The organism is Halomonas sp. TH-94, assembly GCF_057473365.1.
The window spans coordinates 1-18,591 of the sequence record NZ_JBYCKL010000050.1; the positions used below are offsets into that span (position 1 = coordinate 1).

Here is an 18,591-nt window from a genome sequence, read left to right on the forward strand (position 1 = left end):
AGGCATCTATTCAGAAACCCAGCTTCGAAAGAGGCTGGGTTTCGCCGTTTGGGCCTCCCGTGTAGCGAAGCGCCGCCCGCCGGATGGCCGGCCCGAACGTCAGGCACTATGCCAAAAACCCCGAGTTCCTGAGAGCTCGGGGTTTTTCTTTGTCTGACAGATCTTGAACGTGCGCGTGGTGTGCCCGAGGAGGGACTCAGCGGCAGAGCGACTCGAAAGCTTCGATTAGGCTCTCCATTTCATCGTCGGTGCCGATCGAGATACGCAGGAAGTCGCGCAGCGTCTCGGTATTGAAGTGGCGCACGAGAATGCCTCGTTCGCGCAGGCCGACGAAAAGCTGCGCGGCATCGTATTCAGGGTGGCGAGCCAGAACGAAGTTGGCCTGAGAGGGAAGAACTTCGAAGCCCAGCTCATTGAGCCGCCGTACGCTACGTTCGCGCGTCGTGATGACATGCTCTCGGCAGGCGTCGAAGTGTTCGCGATCTGCCAGTGAGGCAATGGCAAGCGCGCTGGCCAAGCTGTCGATGGGGTAGGAGTTGAAGGAGTCCTTGACCCGCTCGAGCCCTTCGATCAGCTCTCGGGAGCCGATGGCATAGCCCAGGCGCAGGCCAGCCAGGCTGCGTGACTTGGAGAACGTGCCGGTCACCAGCAGATTGGGAAAGCGCTCGATGAGCGGCACGGCGCTTTCGCCGCCAAAATCGACGTAGGCTTCATCGACCAAGACCACCTGCTTCGTCAAACGTTCGAGCAGGTCGGCTATGGCGGCGCGTGGGTGTCCGTGGGCCGTGGGGGCATTGGGATTGGCGAAGATTGCTCCACCGCTGTCGGTGGCAAAGGCATCCAGGTCTACCCGCCACTGGTCATCAAGGGGCAGGCTGCGCCGCTCGATCCCGTACAGTTTGCAGTAGACGGGATAAAAGCTGTAGGTGATCTCGGGCATTTCCAGCGCCCTGTTCTGACAGAAGAAGGCTTGGAAGGCCAGCGCCAGCACTTCGTCAGAGCCGTTGCCGACGAAAACCTGTCCTGCCTCGACGCCATGCTCCCTGGCAAGAGCTTCGCGCAGGGCGAGCGACTGCGGGTCGGGGTAGAGACGCAGATGATCGACCGGATAGTCGCGCAATGCTGCCTCGACGCCTGGCGCCGGTGGGTAGGGGTTTTCATTGGTATTAAGCTTGATCAGCTTTTCACGCGGCTGCTCGCCCGGCACGTAGGGTGTCAACTCGCGTACCGCCGGACTCCAGAACTGGCTCATGGTGTGTCGTTTCTCGCTGGGACAGACTTTAGGCCATGTTGACTGCTGCGGCCTGACCGCGCAAGCCGGCAGCATGCTAGCCTAGGCGCTTTCGTCAGGATCCTGGAACCACGTAAATGACCGCCCAGATCATCGCCACCCTGCTGCCGGTGTTCCTCATCGCCGGCTGCGGAACCCTCTACGGCCGCTTTCGTACGCCTGACATACGTAGCCTGAACACACTCAACATGGAAATATTCGTGCCCATGCTGGTGTTCGCCGTACTGGCGGATCGCCAGGCACCGCTGGCGGAGTATGCCGGCCTGGCGCTCGGGGCAGCGGTCGTGGTATTGGGCTCCGGGTTGCTGCTGTGGCCTCTGGTCAAGTTGCTCAAGCTCGACCCCAAGACCTTTCTGCCGCCAATGATGTTCAACAACTCCGGTAACATGGGTATTCCATTGCTGGTTCTGGCATTCGGTGAAGCGGCACTACCGGCGGCGGTAGTGGTCTTCATCGTCGAGATGCTGCTGCACTTCTCGGTTGGGCTCTACATGCTGAGTCCACGCACACCGCTCTGGCGATTGCTGCGCATGCCGATCGTGCTGGCCAGCCTGGCGGGTCTCGGCGTGAATCTGGGTGGGGTACCGCTACCCGGCTGGCTTCTCGAAGCGCTGCATATGCTGGGTGGCGTATGCATCCCGCTGATGCTGTTCGCCCTGGGGGTGCGTATGCTCGATATCGACTTCAGCGACTGGAAGACCGGTCTGCTTGGGGCGGTACTGTGCCCCCTTTCGGGGCTGCTCCTGGCAGCGCCGATGATCCTGTGGCTTGAACTGACGGGACTGCAGGCTGCTACCCTCTGGGTATTTGCCGCATTGCCGCCGGCGGTGCTCAACTACCTGGTGGCCGAGCAGTATCGTCAGGAGCCACACAAGGTCGCCTCCCTGGTGCTGATCGGCAATCTCGGCAGCCTGGTGGTAATGCCCATCGTGCTGGCTCTGGTGTTCATGCACGTCTACCCGGGGGCGGTTTGAGGCTGTCGCCTGTTCAACAAAAGCCGAGACTGTCTGCGAGCGCTCTTAAGGGTTATGCTGTCTCATACACTGAGACATGCTACACGGCAAAAAACCCATAGGTTAGGAGTGAGCAAATGCAAGTAAGGACCCTGCTGGCTGGCTCGGCCATGCTGGCCTTCTTGGCCGGTTGTGCAGCCGGCCCGGCTGATGACCGCGCCGACTTGGCCATGGACGATGCCGAAGTCGTATATCAAGGCACCCTGCCCTGCCGCAACTGTGCGGGCATCGACTTGACGGTGAACATGCGAGGCGAAGAGCAGGCGGCGCTGGAGGAGAGAACCTTCAACCTGCGCGCCAGCTATCGCGAGCATCCCCAGGATCCGCCCGATGAGGAGTATGCGGGTAACTGGGAAGTGCTCAGCGGCACTGCGGTCGATCCCGACGCCACCGTTTATGAGCTGACCCCGGATGGCGAAGGGCAGATCTACTACTTCCTGCGCATCGACGACCAGACTCTGGAGCTGATCGATCCACAGCGACGTCGGTTCCAGAACAACGAAGCCCTGCAGCTGCAGCGTATGTAAGCTTGCGCTTTGGGCAGTAGTGAAGGCGGCCTGCGGGCCGCCTTCGTGCGTCTGCGGATCCTGTAGGCTGGTAGAATGAGCTGAACTGAAGCCGGAGAGAGGCCCGCATGGCCAAAGCCAAGAGCGCCTTCGTGTGTACCGAATGCGGGGCCGAGTATCGCAAGTGGCAGGGGCAGTGTTCGAGCTGTCTCGAGTGGAATACCCTCAGCGAGGTTCGCTTGAGCGCACCTCGCCCCGGCGCGTCGGCTTCGAGCGGCGTCGGCAGGTCCGGCTATGCCGGCAGCCTGTCCAAGGAAGTGGTCGACCTCGGTAGCGTCGATCTCACCGAGGTCCCCCGGCTCTCTTCCACCTTCGGGGAATTCGATCGGGTATTGGGTGGCGGCCTGGTACCGGGCTCGGCGGTGTTGCTCGGGGGGCACCCGGGCGCCGGCAAGTCGACGCTGCTGTTGCAGACCGCCTGCAAGCTGGCCCAGACACGCAAGGTGCTGTACGTCACCGGCGAGGAGTCGTTGTCCCAGGTGGCGATGCGGGCGCACCGTTTGCAGCTGCCGACTCAAGGGCTGAAGATGCTCGCCGAAACCAGCGTCGAGACGGTGCTGGCAGTGGTCGAACGTGAGCGTCCCGAGATACTCATCATTGACTCGATCCAGACCATGCACCTGGAGGATATCGCCTCGGCGCCTGGCGGCGTGGCCCAGGTGCGTGAATCCGCCGCTGCGCTGACGCGCTTTGCCAAGCAGTCCAACACCGTGCTGCTGCTGGTGGGGCACGTGACCAAGGACGGCTCCCTGGCCGGGCCCAAGGTGCTCGAGCACATGATCGACGCTTCGCTGCTGCTCGAAGGTGGCGCCGACTCGCGTTTTCGTACCCTGCGCGGCCAAAAGAACCGTTTCGGTGCAGTCAATGAGCTGGGCGTGTTCGCCATGCTCGAGCACGGCCTCAAGGAAGTGAAGAACCCCAGTGCCATCTTCCTCTCGCGCACCGAGGAGCAGGCGCCAGGCAGTCTGGTGATGGTGGTGTGGGAGGGCACGCGCCCCCTGCTGGTGGAAGTCCAGGCGCTGCTCGACGAGTCGGCGCTGGGCAACCCGCGGCGCGTGGCGGTGGGCCTCGACCAGAACCGGCTGGCCATGCTGTTGGCGGTGCTACACCGCCATGGGGGACTCTTCACCGGCGATCAGGATGTGTTCCTCAACGTGGTCGGTGGGGTCAAGGTGCTCGAGACGAGTGCCGACCTGGCGGTGTTGCTGGCGGTGGTATCGAGCCTGCAGAATCGCCCCCTCCCGCGTGAGCTGGTGGCCTTCGGCGAGGTGGGGCTTTCCGGCGAGATTCGCCCCGTGCCCAGTGGCCAGGAGCGCATCGTGGAAGCGGCCAAGCATGGCTTCACCCGGGCCATCGTGCCGCGGGCCAATGCGCCGAAGCGTGCCCCTGAAGGAATGGAAGTGGTTGCCGTGGACAAGCTGGCCGAGGCTCTCGAGGCGCTGTGAGGCAAGGAAGTCCCGCTGCGATAGAATGACTAGTGAACTGCCAAGGAGAACGAGATGAGCGCGATTCGACTGACCCAGTACAGCCACGGCGCAGGCTGTGGTTGCAAGATAGCTCCCGACGTACTCGACAGCATCCTGGCCAAGGCCGGGCCGGGGGCCACCCATTCGCGACTGATCGTAGGCAACCAGGGCCGTGAGGATGCGGCCGTGTATGATCTGGGGGATGGCCGCGGCATGATCGCCACCACCGATTTCTTCATGCCCATTGTCGACGACCCCTTCGATTTCGGCCGTATTGCGGCCACCAATGCCATCAGCGATGTCTATGCCATGGGGGGCAAGCCGGTGCTGGCACTAGGTATCCTGGGCTGGCCGCTGGACAAGCTGGGGCCGGAGATCGCCGGCGACGTGGTAGCCGGCGCTCAGGGAGTGTGCCGTGAGCTTGGTCTGGCTCTGGCCGGCGGGCACTCGATCGATTCTCCGGAGCCTATCTTCGGTCTGGCGGTAAACGGCCTGGTCGATCTCGAGCATCTCAAGCTCAACAAGGGTGCCAAGGTGGGCGACATGTTGTTCCTGACCAAGCCACTGGGCGTCGGTTTTCTGACCACCGCCGAGAAACAGGGGCTGCTGGAGTCGGGGCACCAGAATCTGGCTCGTGAAACGATGCTGCAACCCAATCATATCGGCATGGCTCTCGCCCGTGTGGAAGGGGTGCACGCCATGACTGACGTCACCGGGTTCGGCCTCGCCGGCCATCTCACCGAGGTGTGCCAGGCCAGTGGCGTGGCGGCGCGCATCGACTTCCGTCGTTTGCCGCGCCTGGCCGAGGCCGAGGCTTACCGTCGCCGCGGCGCAGTGCCGGGTGGCACGCTGCGCAATCGCCAGGCGTTGGGTACGGCACTCAAGGAGATGGACGAACCGCATTGGCAGTGGCTGTGCGACCCGCAGACGTCGGGTGGCCTGCTGATTTCCGTCCACCCTTCATGGCAGGACGACGTCGAACGCATCGGGCGTGAGCATGGCATCGAATTGGTACCATTCGGTGAAGTGATCAAGGCGGAAGGTCAGGCTCTGATCGAGGTACGCGGGTGAGTACGAGTCTGCTTGAGCCGGGTCTCCGCCTACTGCGTGAGGGGCGAGTGCTGATCGACGTTCGAGCACCGGTGGAGTTCGCCCAGGGTAGCTTGCCCGGGGCGCTCAACCTGCCGCTGATGGACGACGAGGAGCGGCGCCTGGTGGGCATCGAGTACAAGCAGCGCGGCCAGCAGGCCGCCATCGAGCTCGGTCAGCGCCTGGTCGCCGGTGGTATTCGACGCGCGCGCATCGACGCCTGGCAGCGCACGTTAGAGGCACATCCCGATGCGGTGATCTACTGCTATCGCGGTGGTTTGCGTTCGCAGATCGCCCAGCAGTGGTTGGCTGAGGCCGGTGTGGAGCGGCCACGCATTCGCGGCGGCTGGAAGGCGATGCGCCAGGCGCTGTGCGCGCGCATCGAAGCGGCGGCCGAACAGCCGCTGCTGGTGGTCGGCGGGCTGACCGGTTGTGCCAAGACGGCACTCGTGCAGCAGCTCTCCAACGGTCTCGATCTGGAAGGCTGCGCCCGGCACAAGGGCTCGGCCTTTGGTCGTCACCCCTTGCCGGCACCCACCCAGATCGACTTCGAGCATGCCATGGGGCTACGCCTGCTGGACCTTCCCGGCCCGCTGGTGGTGGAAGACGAGTCGCGCCACATCGGCGCGGCCAACGTGCCGCTTACCTTCTGGCGGGCGATGGAGCGTGCCCCGCGAGTTCGCGTGGAGATGCCTCTCGACTGGCGTCTGACACAGATCCACAAGGACTACATCGACGACCTGTGGGCCATCTACTGCCAGCAGTTCGGTGAATGGCTGGGCTGGGCGCTGATGCGCAAGCAGCTTTCGAGTGCGCTGGCACGGCTGAAGAAGCGATTGGGTCATGCCCGACTGGCACGTTTGCAGCGCTTGCAGCAGCTTGCCTTCCGTGAGCATGAACGCGGCAACCGCCAGGCGCACGAGGCCTGGCTGGCGCCGCTGCTTACCGAATATTACGACCCCATGTACCGCTATCAGTTGGAGAGGCGCGACTCCGAGCGTTTTCTTCATGTCGGTGACTGGGACAGCTGCCTGGCGGCGGCTCGAGACTGGTCGCAGCAAGTATCACGTCACGTCGCCGCTCCACAGTCACAGTCGCAGCTTGTGTGAGGCGCCTCAGGCAGGGGCGCTGCGGATCCACTGGCTCAGCAGTCGATCGAGCAGCGGCGCCAGGCGGTCGAAGCGTCTGATATCGGCCAGAATGTCGTCGTCGGACTGAGCATGGGGGCTGGCATCGCTGCCTTCCGGCCTTTCGCTGCTGGCAAGCAATTCGCCCACGTCGCGGCGGGTGATCTCAAGATGACACAGCAGGCCAAGCGCTCGCCCCGCGTCCCAGGCAAAGCCCTGCACGGGGCTGCCGGGGCTCCCGCCCAGTGGCAGGGCATCGTCGGGCAGTGCGAACACTTGGCGATGCCACATGAAAGCGGTGAATTTCTCCGGCAGATTGAAGGGGCTCTCTGGCGCCAGGGTCACCTCGTGCCAGCCGACCTCGGCGAAGGTCCCGCGGCCTACCGGGGCGCCCAGCTCGGCGGCGATCATCCTGGCGCCGAAGCCGATGCCCAGCACGGGCTTTTTACCATCCAGGGCGCGGGAGACGAGCTTGCGTTCGCGCTTGAGCCAGGGGTAGCTTTCATCGTCGAGTATGTCCATGGTCCCATCGAGCAGGATCAGGCCATCGCCATCCGCCAGGCTGGGCGGCGCCTCCCCTGCATGGAGATGGAAAACGGTATGGCTGTGCCCCATGCTGGTCAGCCAGTCGGCGATGCGTCCCGGACCGTAGTGCGGGCTGTGTTGAAGCAGGTGCAAGTGCATGGAATCCTCGCCATTCAAAGGTGACACGAAGCAGGGGAGCGGCAGCGTACATGAAACCGGCACTGCGCGAACAGATTCTGACCATCCTGGCGGCGATCCCGCCCGGGCGGGTGACCACTTACGGTCGTATTGCCACGATGACCGAGGGCGGCACGCCGCGCCTGGTCGCCCGGGCGCTACGCGATTTGCCCGACGACCATGGGTTGCCCTGGTTTCGCGTGATCACCGCCTCACGCCGAGTGGCCGAGCACCCCGGTGCCATCGAGCAGCGTGAGCGGCTGGTTGCCGAGGGTGTGCTATTCGACGGGCGGGGGCGGGTATCGCCTGAGGTGCTTTGGCCTTGACCCGTCCGTTTCCCTGACCTTTCTTCTGACCATCTATTCACGAGGAGAATCCATGAGCCAGCCAGCAGGTGGCTTTCATGAGCGACTTCAGGCGTTATCGCCTGGTCAACAGCAGGCCTTCATGGCGGCATTGTGTGAACGCATGATGCCTAATTACGCCCTTTACGCGCAGATGACGGGGGCGGGAAACTCGGCGGGACTGCGTGCGATCCTCGACCTGGTGTGGGAACAGCTCGCCGTGCGCGAGGCGCGCATCGACTTCGAGCGACAGGCCGAGAAGCTGGCCGAGCTCGAGCCGCCGGCCGACGATGACAGTTTCGGTGCACGGCGAGCCGTGGAGGTGGTGGTCGCCTTGACGTCGCTGCTCGATACGCTGCGCGGCGGCTCCTCCGATGCCGTGCTCGAGGTGAGCCGCATTTCCAAGGGGGGAGTGCGTGCCTTCATCGAGTTGACCGAGGGGGAAGTCGATGCCGACAAGCTGTCACAACTGATTCGTGAGCATCCGCTCATGGCTGACGAGAACGACTTCCAGGATGCGGTCCTCGAGGCAGCCGAAGGCCATCTGGACCGCGATGCGATCAAGGCGCTGCGCCAAGTTGGGCGCAACGAAGGCGTGAGCAATCTCGGTCTGACGCTGGACTGATGAGAGCCCGGTCGGCAGCCCGCTGTACTAGAAGCGGATGCCGCCAATGACCATCGCGCCGGCGGTGCCGAACACGATCAGGTCGGCTTCGAAGCGCCCCCACTGGACCCCCAGGCTTGGCAAGGCGGCGGGAGCCGTGCCGTAGCGGTTGAAGGGGATGTTGTCCTGGTACTCGCCGCGATAGCCGTGCAGCAGCCCCGCGGTCAGCTTGCCACGTACGGTGACGTTGTCGGTCGGCTCCCAAAAGGGAAATTCTCGGCCGGCATACAGGTAGATGGCTTCCTGATCGAAGGAGTTCAGGAAGCGGGCGCCACCCATCAGCCAGCGCTGGGGATTGTGCAATTCGAGACTGATCAGCTCCTGCTGATTGTTATGGTCCGGCTGGGGGCTGAAGTGGCGCGTGTAAAGGCTGGTCTGCAGCAGTACATGTTCGACTTCGAGCACCGGCGGCCAGATGGGCTCCCTCTCGTCGGCAAGCGAGACCGATGCCAACGGCAGAGTAAGGGAGAGGGCGACGACGGCCTTCTTCCAGGATATTCGCACGTACTTCATTCCTCGGGGGCTCACAGGCGCATTTCGATGCCGCGTTCGGCCATGTAGCGCTTGGCTTCGGGGATGGTGTACTCGCCGAAGTGGAAGATGCTGGCGGCGAGTACCGCGTCGGCCCGGCCTTTGACCACGCCGTCCACAAGGTGATCGAGGTTGCCGACGCCGCCGGAAGCGATCACCGGCACCGTCACCGCATCGCTGATCGCCCGGGTCACGCCCAGGTCGAAGCCGGCCTTGGTGCCGTCGCGGTCCATGCTGGTCAAGAGCAGTTCGCCGGCCCCGTACTCCACCATCTTTCTCGCCCATTCGACGGCGTCGAGCCCGGTAGGGCGCCGCCCGCCATGGGTGAAGATCTCCCAGCGTGGCGTCTCGCCTTCGCCGGAAACGCGCTTGGCGTCGATGGCCACCACGATGCACTGGCTGCCGAAGCGCTCGGCGGCTTCGCGGACGAAGTCGGGGTTGGTCACCGCGGCGGTATTGATCGAGACCTTGTCGGCCCCGGCGTTGAGCATGGTGCGGATATCGTCGCTGGTGCGGATGCCGCCGCCTACGGTGAGCGGAATGAATACTTCACCGGCGATGCGCTCGACCATCTCCACGGTGGTGTCACGATCCTCATGGCTTGCCGTGATATCGAGGAAAGTGATCTCGTCGGCGCCCTGCAGGTTGTAGCGCTGGGCGATCTCCACCGGGTCGCCGGCGTCACGGATGCCGATGAAGTTGACGCCCTTGACCACGCGGCCGGCGTCGACGTCGAGACAGGGAATGATGCGCTTGGCCAGGCCCATGTCAATCTCCCGTTCGGTTGCCGGTGAGTTCATCGCACAGCCGCTGGCCTTCGGCCACGTCGAGGCTGCCTTCGTAGATGGCGCGCCCGGTAATGGCGCCGAGGATACCCGGCTCGCCTGCGGCTACCAGCGCGCGCAGGTCGTCGAGGTCGGTGACGCCACCGGAGGCTATCACCGGTAGGCCACCCTCGCGGGCAAGCTGTGCCGTGGCTTCGACGTTGACGCCGTTCATCATGCCGTCGCGAGCGATATCGGTATAGACGATGCTGGAGACGCCATCGTCGGCGAAGCGCTTGGCCAGGTCCACTGCCTTCACCTGAGAGACTTCGGCCCAGCCGTCGGTAGCGACGAAGCCGTCACGGGCGTCGAGGCCGACGATCACGTGGCCGGGGAAGGCGCGGCACATCTCGCCGACGAAGTCAGGCTCCTTGACCGCCTTGGTGCCGATGATCACGTAGGAAACGCCGGCGGCGAGATAGTGCTCGATGGTCTCGGCGCTGCGAATGCCGCCGCCGATCTGGATCGGCAGCTCGGGCCAACGCTTGGCGATGGCGGTGACCGCCTCGCCGTTGACCGGCTTGCCCTCGAAGGCGCCGTTGAGATCGACGAGGTGCAGACGACGCGCGCCGGCCTCGACCCAGCGTGCCGCCATGGCGACCGGGTCGTCGCCGTAGGTGGTGGCGTCGTCCATGCGGCCCTGCTTGAGGCGGACGCACTTGCCGTCCTTGAGATCGATGGCGGGTATTACCAGCATGTCGTGTCCTCTCGGGTGCACTCTTGGCACCGGGTTGTCATCGCGACTTGGCCCCTGGGGGCGGCTCAGGGAGCCCAGTTGACGAAGTTTTCCAGCAGCTTGAGCCCTGCCCGTGAACTCTTCTCCGGGTGGAACTGCACGGCGAAGGTGGCCTCGTAACCCACGGCCACATGGGCCTCGATGCGGCCGTAACGGGTGGTGCCGAACACGCAGGTGTCGTCTTCTGCCGCGACATAGTAGCTGTGCACGAAGTAGAAGTGTTCGTCCTGGTCGATCCCTTCCCAAAGCGGGTGCGGGTGATGCTGATGCACCAGGTTCCAACCCATGTGCGGCACTTTCAGGCGCTGCTCGTCTTCGCCGATCATATCGGTGGGGAAGCGTTTCACTTCGCCGGATATAAAGCCCAGGCAGGGGATGCCGCCGCTCTCCGCGCTGTGGTCGAGCAGCATCTGCTGGCCGACGCAGATGCCCAGCAGCGGTTTGCTCTGGTTGGCCAGCAGCTCTTGCACCAGGCCGCGCAGCTCGGTCTTCTCGAGCTCGCCCATGCAGTCGCGTATGGCCCCCTGTCCGGGCAGCACCAGACGGGTTGCGCCCTGGATGCGGCGCGAGTCGCGGGTGATCACCACATGCTCATGGGTCACATGCTCGAGCGCCTTGGCAACCGAATGTAGATTGCCCATCCCGTAATCGATGACGGCAATGGTCATGAAGGCTCCTCTCAGGTTCGGTCGTCGGCGTTACAAGCAGCCCTTGGTGGACGGCATCTGGCCAGCCATGCGCGAGTCGGTCTCCACGGCCATGCGCAGCGCACGGCCGAAAGCCTTGAAGATGGTCTCTGCCTGATGGTGGGCGTTGAAACCTTTCAGATTGTCGATGTGCAGCGTGACCCGGGCATGATTGACGAAGCCTTGGAAGAACTCCCAGAACAGCTGAGTGTCGAGGCTGCCGATGCTGGCACGGGTGAACTCGACGTCCATGAACAGTCCCGGGCGGCCGGAGAAGTCTATCACGACTCGCGACAGGGCTTCGTCCAGCGGTACGTAGGCATGGCCGTAGCGGTAAATGCCGCGCTTGTCGCCGATAGCCTGATGGAAAGCCTGGCCGAGGGTGATGCCGAGGTCTTCGACGGTGTGATGGTCGTCAATATGCAGATCGCCCACCGCCTTGATGTCCAGGTCGATCAGGCCGTGGCGTGCCACCTGATCCAACATGTGGTCGAGAAAGGGCACGCCCGTTTCGCAGTTCAGGCGGCCTTCGCCATCGAGATTCACGGTGACCGTAATCTGGGTCTCGTTGGTGTCACGGGTAACCGTGGCGATTCGCTCGGACATGTCGGAGTCTCTCTGGCGCTCGTGCGCCTCGCAGGGTGTGGGCCCGGAAAGCGGCCGACAGGCGGCTTTTGGGCGGGCAAGCCGCTGTGCTTACCGTCATGGGTCGTCCATTATAGAGAATCGCCCCCCCCATCCGCTACAATGCGCCCATCACAGCGGCGGCCCCGAGCCGCGGCCCCGGGAGACCGTCATGCCGGTAACGCTTCATTTCGTCGACAAGCGCGTCTGGGCGTCGGACGAGCAGGTGCAGCAGGACCTGCAGCGCATTTACGCAGACGCACCGGCCGCACGCCTGGCCGTTCCGGTGGACGCCTTTCTTCGCGAACATCTCGAGGCCGGCCACTTCTTCGGCTGTGCACGCTTCAACGACCGCCTGCTGGGTGCGGTTGCGGTGTGTGCCGATGAACAGGCCTGGTGGCTTTCCGAGATGTGCGTACGCAAGGCTACCCGGCGGCGTGGCGTCGGTTCACGGCTGCTGGCGCTGGTCAGCGATGCGGCACGGGCCGAGGGCCGCGAGCTGCGCGCCCCTTCATCCCAGCTGCCGGTTGTCGACCAAGTGCTGCTGACACGACTGGGGTACCGTCCGCATGCCTCCGGTGACTATTACGAGCTGATTCCACCGCTGCAAGGAGGCGGTAACCAATGAAGCGATTGCTGCAAACGCTGCTGGCCGCCATCGGAATACTCGGTGTGGTGGTAGTAGCGGCCGTGGTCTATGTCACGACTTTTCTCGATCCTGAAGATTTCAAACCACGCCTGATCGAAGTGGTGCGTGAGCACAGCGGTCTCGAATTGACGCTCGATGGCCCGTTGACCTGGTCGTTCTACCCACGCCTGGGAGTGAGCGTGGAGCAGGCCCGGGGGCGTTTGCCCGAGCAGGCCGAGGATGAGCCGCCCTTCCTGGCATTCGCCCACGGCGAAGTCAGCCTCGCTTTCGCCCCGCTGCTGCGCGGCGAGATCGCCATCGAAGGCCTGACGCTCGAGGGCATGCAGCTGCGGCTGATCCGCGACCAGCAAGGGCAGGGCAACTGGGAAACCCTTCTGCAACGCTTCGATGAGCGCCGCGAAGGCGCCGAGTCGGCATTGGCGCCGGCCAGTGCCGGCCCCACCATGGAAGGCAGAAACCTGACCGTGGCACTGAATATCGCCAGCGTGCAGGTGCGCAACGGCGCTGCCACCTATCGGGACCTGGCGGCGGGTGAGGAGTGGCTGATCGACGATATCAATGTCTCCGGGACCAACGTCAATCCTCAGCGGGCGTTTCCGCTGAAGACTTCCTTCCGGCTCAGGTCCTACCCCTCGCTCGACTGGCGTGAGCTCGAACGTAGCCCGTCGCTGGCCAGTGACGTCAGCCTGGAGGGGCGCATGCGTCTTGCCCTGTCAGAGCGGCGCTACGTTCTCGAAGGAGCCAGGCTCAATACCGTGAGCCGGCTGGCGGGAAGCGAGAACCGCCAGCAGCTCGACCTGAGCGGGCAGCAACTCATTCTCGACCTTGCCCAGCAGCGCCTTCAGCTTCAGGAGGGGCGTCTTGAAGCCGCCCTCCATCACCCGAGCTTGGGTGAACGGCCGCTTCCCTTGGTGTTGACCGCGGCGTTTGACGCCGATTTGGCGGACAACACGGCACAGCTACGGGAGCTGCAGCTTACCGGCCCCGACAACCTGCGCCTGAGCGGCCACCTCAACCTGGCGGGCCTCGACCAGGCGCTGAGTTACAGCGGCCAGCTCAGCCTCGCTCCCCTCTCGCTGAGGCCATGGCTCGAGCGGCTCGACAGAATGCCATCCATGGCCAACCCCCAGGCGCTCTCCGATGTGGCCCTTACCAGCCCCGTACGCGGCAACCGCGAGCGCCTAGAGCTGGCAGGCCTGACCCTGGTGCTGGACGGCAGTACCTTTACCGGGAGGCTGACCGCCGGGCTTGGTGGCGAGCTGCTCGACTTCGAACTGCAGGGCGATCGTCTCAATCTCGATGCCTACCTGCCGCCTGCCGAACCCACCGAGCAGAGTGCCTCGCGCTCGTCCCTGCCAGGGGTAGGAGTCGCTCATGCCGACGACCCGGCGGCGCTGATCCCCGCGGAGTGGCTGGCACAGCTGAGGCTGAATGGGGCGCTCGATCTGGCCCAGCTGCGGTTTTCAGGGCTCAACTTCACCGAAGTGGCATTGGCCATGACCGGTGCCAACGGCCAGCAGCGCCTCGATCGTTTCAGCTCGGTCTTCTACGACGGCGAGCTGACTACCAGCGGCATGCTCGATCTCACCCGCGAGCCGATTTTCTGGCAATTCCGCCCCTCGCTATCCCGCGTGCGCCTGGCGCCGCTGCTCGAGGCTCTGTCCAATGATGGGGAGCCGGCACCGCTGCGTGGCCGGCTGACACTCGGGGGTGAACTCGAGACCCGGGGCAACCATTTGCCGGCACTCAAGCGCAACCTCAACGGACGCCTGGATGGCCGTATCGACGAGGGCGCCGTGCTCGACGTCAACGTGTCTCAGGAGTTGTGTTCACTGGCCGCTCTGGTTGAAGGGCGCGAGACGAGCCGAGACTGGAGCGCAGATACCCGCTTCGACCGCGCCGAGGCGAGCTTGCGAATCTCCGATGGAGTCGTTGGCAGTGAAGACATCCGGTTTACCCTTCCCGGCATCGACATGAGCGGTGTGGGTGAGCTGGAGCTGGTCAGCGAGCGCTTCGATCTGCGAGCCGCCGCGCGTTTCGTCGACGGTGCGGATGCCGCCTGTCCGGTCAATCCCCGTCTCTCGCGAGTGCCCCTGCCGGTGCGCTGCAGCGGCGAACTCTCCGGAGACAGCGGTGAATGGTGCCGCTTCGATCGCGAGGCGTTCCAGGGCACTCTGGCCGAGTTGCTGCGCGATGAAGTCTCCAGTCGCGCCGGGGAAGAGCTGGAGCGACGCCTGGAGCGCCCGCTCGAGCGTCTCGAAGAAAGACTGGGCGAGGGAGCCGGTCGGGAACTTCGTGATGCCTTGCGTGGTCTGTTGAACTGACGACCCAAAGCCAGTCCCTGCGCCGACTCCCAGTCGGCGCTTTTTTTCGTCTCGCCTTTGTCGAGGTTGGTGCATGAGCGAAATGCCCTTGCCGGTTCTCGAGCCCGCCACCTTCCAGCAGCGCTTGCTGGCCTGGTACGACCACGCCGGTCGTCATGATCTGCCCTGGCAGCGCCAGCGCACGCCTTACCGGGTGTGGGTCTCCGAAATCATGCTGCAGCAGACCCAGGTCGCAACAGTGATCCCGTATTTCGAGCGCTTCATGGCGCGCTTCCCCACCCTCGAGGCGCTAGCCGAGGCCGACCAGGATGAAGTGCTGCATCTATGGACCGGGCTTGGCTACTACGCCCGTGGACGCAACCTGCACAAAGCGGCCCGTAAAGTCTTGCAGGAGCACGCAGGCGAGCTCCCGGTAGAGAGTCTCGAGGCCATGGCGGAACTGCCCGGCATCGGCCGTTCCACCGCCGGGGCGATCATCGCCCAGAGCAGCGGACGGCGGGCGGTGATTCTCGACGGCAACGTCAAGCGCAGCCTGGCCCGGCTGCACGCCGTTGAGGGCTGGCCGGGGCAGCCGGCCGTGGAGCGCCGGCTGTGGGCGCTGGCGGAGCACTACACGCCTGAGACCCGCGTGGCTGATTACACCCAGGCGGTAATGGACCTCGGCGCCACTCTGTGTCGGCGTGGCACGCCGGAGTGCGTACGCTGCCCCTTTGCCGATGTCTGTGTCGCCCATTCCCGCGGCGAGGAGCGTCGTTTTCCCGAGTCGAAGCCAAAGAAGGACCTGCCGACGCGCACCACGTTGATGCTGGTGCTGCAAAATGATGCGGGACACGTGCTGCTCGAAAAGCGTCCGGCCAGCGGGCTTTGGGGTGGCCTATGGGGCCTGCCCCAGTTCGATGATCTGGTCGCGCTGCGCGCCTGGCTCGACGCGCATGCCACCGGGGCGGCACTTTATCCGCACTGGCCGAGCTTCAGCCATACCTTCAGTCACTTTCGGCTGGAGATTACTCCGCAGCCGGCACGGATCGACCGGCTGGATTCGGTGGGCGAGGGGAGATGCTGGTACGATCCAGGCAACCCCGAGCGCCTCGGTCTGGCGGCGCCGATCAAATCGTTGCTGACATCGCTCGCACCGTTCAGTCTGCAAGCCCCCGCGGGGGCTTGAGGCCGAATCACCACTGCAAGGAGACCGTCATGAGCCAAACCGTATTCTGTCGCAAGTATCAGCGGGAGCTCGAGGCACTGCCCTTCCCGCCGCTGCCGGGGAAGAAGGGGCAGGATATCCAGGCCAGCGTGTCGAAGCAGGCATGGACGGAGTGGCAAGCGCTGCAGACGCGGCTGATCAACGAAAAGCACCTCAACATGCTCGATCCCGAGTCCCGCGCCTATCTCAACGACCAGATGGAGCGCTTCCTCGATAATCGCGAAACCGATCAGGCGGAAGGCTATGTGCCGCCCGAGCGCTAGCCGCTTGGCTTCGATACCGCCGTGGCATTGGCATGAAACGAAGGGCTTGACGCTGCGGGTCTGATCTTGTTTAATACGCACCGTTGGCAGCGGCCAGATAGCTCAGTCGGTAGAGCAGGGGATTGAAAATCCCCGTGTCGGCGGTTCGATTCCGTCTCTGGCCACCAATCTGCTGGGGTATCGCCAAGTGGTAAGGCACCGGTTTTTGGTATCGGCATTCCCAGGTTCGAATCCTGGTACCCCAGCCACGCCAACCCTTTTCCGATTCTGCAATTCGCAAGGTCGGTCCCGAGCCGGCATAGCTCAGTTGGTAGAGCAACTGACTTGTAATCAGTAGGTCCCGGGTTCGACTCCTGGTGCCGGCACCATCCGAAACGGATGAAGATTCGGGAAATCAGTGGCTTGCAGAAACTTGAAACCGCCCTTTGAGGCGGTTTTTTCGTTGCCCTTGAAAGCGCGCCGAGCCGCCGCCACATCCATGTTGCAAGGTCCCAGGTGGACCTCCCGCCACGGCTGCATGCCGTTGCACGAGATGGACTGAAACTGATCACGGATACACAGGAGGTGATTGGATGACAGTGCACACTTCGTCCAACCGTAAGCTGAAACAGGCGACAGACTACGCCGATAGTGAAACCCTCTCCTCGCAGGTCGGCGGTGCGCTCGAGCGCGCTCAAGACGCCTATCCCACCCGTCTTTCCAGGCCGCTCGATAGCCTCTGGCTGGAGCGACGCGAAGGTGTGGTGCGAGGCAGTGCCGATGCGGGGCCGCTGAGCCAGGCGCAGCTCGATGAGTTCGAGCGCAAGGGGTTTCTGTTCGAACCCGGTTTCATTGGCGGTGAGGAGCTCGACGAGCTACGCCGCGAGCTGGATGCTCTACTCAGCCGCGACGATTTTCGCGACCGCGACTTCAGCATCACCGAACCCGAAAGTCAGGAGATCCGCTCGCTGTTCGCCGTGCATTTCCTGTCCCGGCGGTTCGCCAAGCTGGCTCGCGACGAGCGTCTCGTCGGTCGGGTGCGTCAGATCCTCGGCGGCGAGGCCTACGTGCATCAGTCGCGCATCAACTACAAGCCCGGTTTCGAGGGCAAGGGCTTCAGCTGGCATTCCGACTTCGAGACCTGGCACGCCGAGGACGGCATGCCGGCCATGCACGCGGTCAGTGCCTCCATCGTGCTCACCGACAATCACGAGTTCAATGGCCCGCTGATGCTGATCCCCGGCTCGCACAAGGTGTTCGTGCCGTGCCTGGGCGAGACGCCGGACGATCACCACCGCCTGTCGCTGAAGCGCCAGGAGTTCGGCGTGCCGGGCCGTGAGGCACTGCGCGAGCTGGTCGGGCGGCACGGCATCGAGGCGCCCAAGGGAGCGGCCGGAGGGCTGCTGCTGTTCGACTGCAATACCCTGCATGGCTCCAACGCCAACATGTCGCCAGACCCGCGCAGCAATGTCTTCTTCGTCTACAACCGGCGCGACAACGCCTGCGTCGAGCCCTTCGCCGCACGGCGCCGTCGGCCGAGCTTCCTTGCCCATGGGCCTGGCGAGCCGTGGTCACCGCAGGAGTGACACCTATCGTCTCGATAGCGTCATCAGGGTGGAACAGGGCGCATGGTGCGGTAGACTGTGAGGCTGTCGTTGAGAAGCGGCACGCATAACGAGAAGGAGAAGACCCGCCATGCGCTTTGTCCCCCGTTTCACCGATGGGCAGGAGTTTCCCCAATCACTGGGCAAGATCGTTTGCATCGGCCGCAACTATGCTGATCACGCCAAGGAACTGGATAACCCGGTACCCACCGAGCCGCTGCTGTTCATCAAGCCGGCCACCAGCGCGATTCGCCTCGACGAGCCGCTCGATCCGCCTTTTTCCCGTGGTGAAGTGCATTACGAGGCGGAGCTGGCCCTGCTGGTGGGCGAGCGCTTGACCCATGCCACCACCGATGAGGCCGAGCGTGCCATCGTCGGAATCGGCCTGGCGCTCGACTTGACGCTACGCGACGTGCAGACCCGGCTGAAGGAGAAGGGTCACCCTTGGGAGATCGCCAAGTCGTTCGACGGTGCCTGCCCGCTGTCCGATTTCCTGCCGCTCAGCCGTGTGCCGAACTGGAATGCGCTGACTTTCGAGCTGGAGATCGACGGCGAACTGCGTCAGCACGGCGAGGGGTCCGATATGCTGTTCCCGGTGCCGACGCTGGTAGCCGAGATGAGCCGCCATTTCACTCTGGAACCGGGGGACGTGATCATCACCGGCACGCCCGAGGGCGTCGGCGAACTGCCCCGTGGCGCCAGGCTGCGCATGACGCTCACCGGTGGTCTCGACGTGACGGCGCAGGTCGTCGAGTAAGGCCTTGCCCTGAGCGTACGCAGCTACGATAACGACGATGCCCCCGCGGTCTGGCCGCGGGGGCATCGTCGTTTACTAACCCCAGATGCTCTAGAGGCAGGCGTTATTCAAGATATGTATAGACCAGCAGGCCGGCGGAGAGGTCGTC

The 18,591-nt window shown here is 64.1% G+C and carries 20 protein-coding genes and 3 tRNA genes; 16 read left to right on the forward strand and 7 right to left on the reverse strand.

Annotation, left to right across the window (positions count from 1 at the left end; translation table 11 throughout):
• Positions 1 to 196 precede the first annotated feature (196 nt).
• On the reverse strand, positions 197 to 1,252 hold the full coding sequence (gene hisC / locus AC2VNO_RS09760; protein WP_486933958.1) for a histidinol-phosphate transaminase: 1,056 nt from the start codon (positions 1,250 to 1,252) through the stop codon (positions 197 to 199).
• Between the two features lie 116 nt (positions 1,253 to 1,368).
• On the opposite strand from hisC, the gene AC2VNO_RS09765 reads away from it, so the two are divergent.
• The 5 genes from AC2VNO_RS09765 to mnmH all read left to right on the forward strand — a co-directional run bounded on the left by AC2VNO_RS09765 (position 1,369) and on the right by mnmH (position 6,534).
• The gene (locus AC2VNO_RS09765) at positions 1,369 to 2,265 is read left to right on the forward strand and encodes an AEC family transporter (RefSeq protein ID WP_486933959.1); all 897 of its coding nucleotides are present in this window, start codon (positions 1,369 to 1,371) and stop codon (positions 2,263 to 2,265) included.
• 116 nt (positions 2,266 to 2,381) lie between these two features.
• Positions 2,382 to 2,831 (forward strand): copper resistance protein NlpE N-terminal domain-containing protein, encoded by a 450-nt coding sequence (locus AC2VNO_RS09770; protein ID WP_486933960.1) that lies wholly within the window; start codon positions 2,382 to 2,384, stop codon positions 2,829 to 2,831.
• A 107-nt stretch (positions 2,832 to 2,938) separates the two neighbouring features.
• Positions 2,939 to 4,315 carry a DNA repair protein RadA gene (gene radA / locus AC2VNO_RS09775; protein ID WP_486933961.1) on the forward strand — a complete coding sequence of 459 codons (1,377 nt, stop codon included), beginning with the start codon at positions 2,939 to 2,941 and terminating at the stop codon, positions 4,313 to 4,315.
• Between the two features lie 54 nt (positions 4,316 to 4,369).
• Positions 4,370 to 5,407 carry a selenide, water dikinase SelD gene (gene selD / locus AC2VNO_RS09780; protein ID WP_486933962.1) on the forward strand — a complete coding sequence of 346 codons (1,038 nt, stop codon included), beginning with the start codon at positions 4,370 to 4,372 and terminating at the stop codon, positions 5,405 to 5,407.
• Positions 5,404 to 6,534 carry a tRNA 2-selenouridine(34) synthase MnmH gene (gene mnmH, locus AC2VNO_RS09785; RefSeq protein WP_486933963.1) on the forward strand — a complete coding sequence of 377 codons (1,131 nt, stop codon included), beginning with the start codon at positions 5,404 to 5,406 and terminating at the stop codon, positions 6,532 to 6,534. The genes selD and mnmH overlap by 4 nt, the downstream gene beginning before the upstream one ends.
• 6 nt (positions 6,535 to 6,540) lie before the next feature.
• Here mnmH and AC2VNO_RS09790 read toward each other — a convergent pair whose 3' ends face one another.
• Positions 6,541 to 7,236, reverse strand: coding sequence for a type 1 glutamine amidotransferase (locus AC2VNO_RS09790; protein ID WP_486933964.1), 696 nt, complete (start codon positions 7,234 to 7,236; stop codon positions 6,541 to 6,543).
• A gap of 50 nt (positions 7,237 to 7,286) precedes the next feature.
• Between AC2VNO_RS09790 and AC2VNO_RS09795 the strand changes: the two genes are divergently transcribed.
• The gene (locus AC2VNO_RS09795; RefSeq protein ID WP_486933965.1) at positions 7,287 to 7,580 is read left to right on the forward strand and encodes an MGMT family protein; all 294 of its coding nucleotides are present in this window, start codon (positions 7,287 to 7,289) and stop codon (positions 7,578 to 7,580) included.
• 52 nt (positions 7,581 to 7,632) lie between these two features.
• Positions 7,633 to 8,223, forward strand: coding sequence for a YjaG family protein (locus AC2VNO_RS09800; RefSeq protein ID WP_486933966.1), 591 nt, complete (start codon positions 7,633 to 7,635; stop codon positions 8,221 to 8,223).
• Between the two features lie 27 nt (positions 8,224 to 8,250).
• Here AC2VNO_RS09800 and AC2VNO_RS09805 read toward each other — a convergent pair whose 3' ends face one another.
• From AC2VNO_RS09805 to hisB, 5 genes are all read right to left on the reverse strand, one after another.
• Positions 8,251 to 8,775, reverse strand: coding sequence for a hypothetical protein (locus AC2VNO_RS09805; RefSeq protein ID WP_486933967.1), 525 nt, complete (start codon positions 8,773 to 8,775; stop codon positions 8,251 to 8,253).
• An 11-nt stretch (positions 8,776 to 8,786) separates the two neighbouring features.
• A complete protein-coding gene (gene hisF / locus AC2VNO_RS09810) occupies positions 8,787 to 9,560 on the reverse strand; it encodes an imidazole glycerol phosphate synthase subunit HisF (protein WP_486933968.1) in 774 nt (257 codons plus the stop codon).
• A 1-nt stretch (position 9,561) separates the two neighbouring features.
• Positions 9,562 to 10,314: a 1-(5-phosphoribosyl)-5-[(5-phosphoribosylamino)methylideneamino]imidazole-4-carboxamide isomerase gene (gene hisA / locus AC2VNO_RS09815; protein ID WP_486933969.1), complete on the reverse strand. Its 753-nt coding sequence runs from the start codon at positions 10,312 to 10,314 to the stop codon at positions 9,562 to 9,564.
• Positions 10,315 to 10,379: 65 nt separating this feature from the next.
• Complete coding sequence (gene hisH, locus AC2VNO_RS09820) at positions 10,380 to 11,021, reverse strand: imidazole glycerol phosphate synthase subunit HisH (protein ID WP_486933970.1); 642 nt, start codon at positions 11,019 to 11,021, stop codon at positions 10,380 to 10,382.
• 30 nt (positions 11,022 to 11,051) lie between these two features.
• Positions 11,052 to 11,645 carry an imidazoleglycerol-phosphate dehydratase HisB gene (gene hisB, locus AC2VNO_RS09825; RefSeq protein ID WP_228576746.1) on the reverse strand — a complete coding sequence of 198 codons (594 nt, stop codon included), beginning with the start codon at positions 11,643 to 11,645 and terminating at the stop codon, positions 11,052 to 11,054.
• Between the two features lie 190 nt (positions 11,646 to 11,835).
• On the opposite strand from hisB, the gene AC2VNO_RS09830 reads away from it, so the two are divergent.
• The 9 genes from AC2VNO_RS09830 to AC2VNO_RS09870 all read left to right on the forward strand — a co-directional run bounded on the left by AC2VNO_RS09830 (position 11,836) and on the right by AC2VNO_RS09870 (position 18,443).
• Complete coding sequence (locus AC2VNO_RS09830; RefSeq protein WP_486933971.1) at positions 11,836 to 12,291, forward strand: acetyl-CoA sensor PanZ family protein; 456 nt, start codon at positions 11,836 to 11,838, stop codon at positions 12,289 to 12,291.
• A complete protein-coding gene (locus AC2VNO_RS09835; protein ID WP_486933972.1) occupies positions 12,288 to 14,636 on the forward strand; it encodes an AsmA family protein in 2,349 nt (782 codons plus the stop codon). The genes AC2VNO_RS09830 and AC2VNO_RS09835 overlap by 4 nt, the downstream gene beginning before the upstream one ends.
• A 73-nt stretch (positions 14,637 to 14,709) precedes the next feature.
• Positions 14,710 to 15,801, forward strand: coding sequence for an A/G-specific adenine glycosylase (mutY, locus tag AC2VNO_RS09840; RefSeq protein ID WP_486933973.1), 1,092 nt, complete (start codon positions 14,710 to 14,712; stop codon positions 15,799 to 15,801).
• Positions 15,802 to 15,830: 29 nt separating this feature from the next.
• Positions 15,831 to 16,103, forward strand: a complete 273-nt coding sequence (locus AC2VNO_RS09845) for an oxidative damage protection protein (protein WP_228576738.1) — start codon at positions 15,831 to 15,833, stop codon at positions 16,101 to 16,103.
• A 91-nt stretch (positions 16,104 to 16,194) separates the two neighbouring features.
• Positions 16,195 to 16,270, forward strand: a tRNA-Phe gene (locus AC2VNO_RS09850).
• 6 nt (positions 16,271 to 16,276) lie between these two features.
• Positions 16,277 to 16,351: transfer RNA gene (locus tag AC2VNO_RS09855), tRNA-Gln, on the forward strand.
• 44 nt (positions 16,352 to 16,395) lie between these two features.
• Positions 16,396 to 16,471, forward strand: a tRNA-Thr gene (locus AC2VNO_RS09860).
• 204 nt (positions 16,472 to 16,675) lie between these two features.
• On the forward strand, positions 16,676 to 17,668 hold the full coding sequence (gene thpD / locus AC2VNO_RS09865; protein ID WP_486933974.1) for an ectoine hydroxylase: 993 nt from the start codon (positions 16,676 to 16,678) through the stop codon (positions 17,666 to 17,668).
• A gap of 109 nt (positions 17,669 to 17,777) precedes the next feature.
• Complete coding sequence (locus AC2VNO_RS09870) at positions 17,778 to 18,443, forward strand: fumarylacetoacetate hydrolase family protein (RefSeq protein WP_486933975.1); 666 nt, start codon at positions 17,778 to 17,780, stop codon at positions 18,441 to 18,443.
• The last annotated feature ends 148 nt before the right edge of the window (positions 18,444 to 18,591 follow it).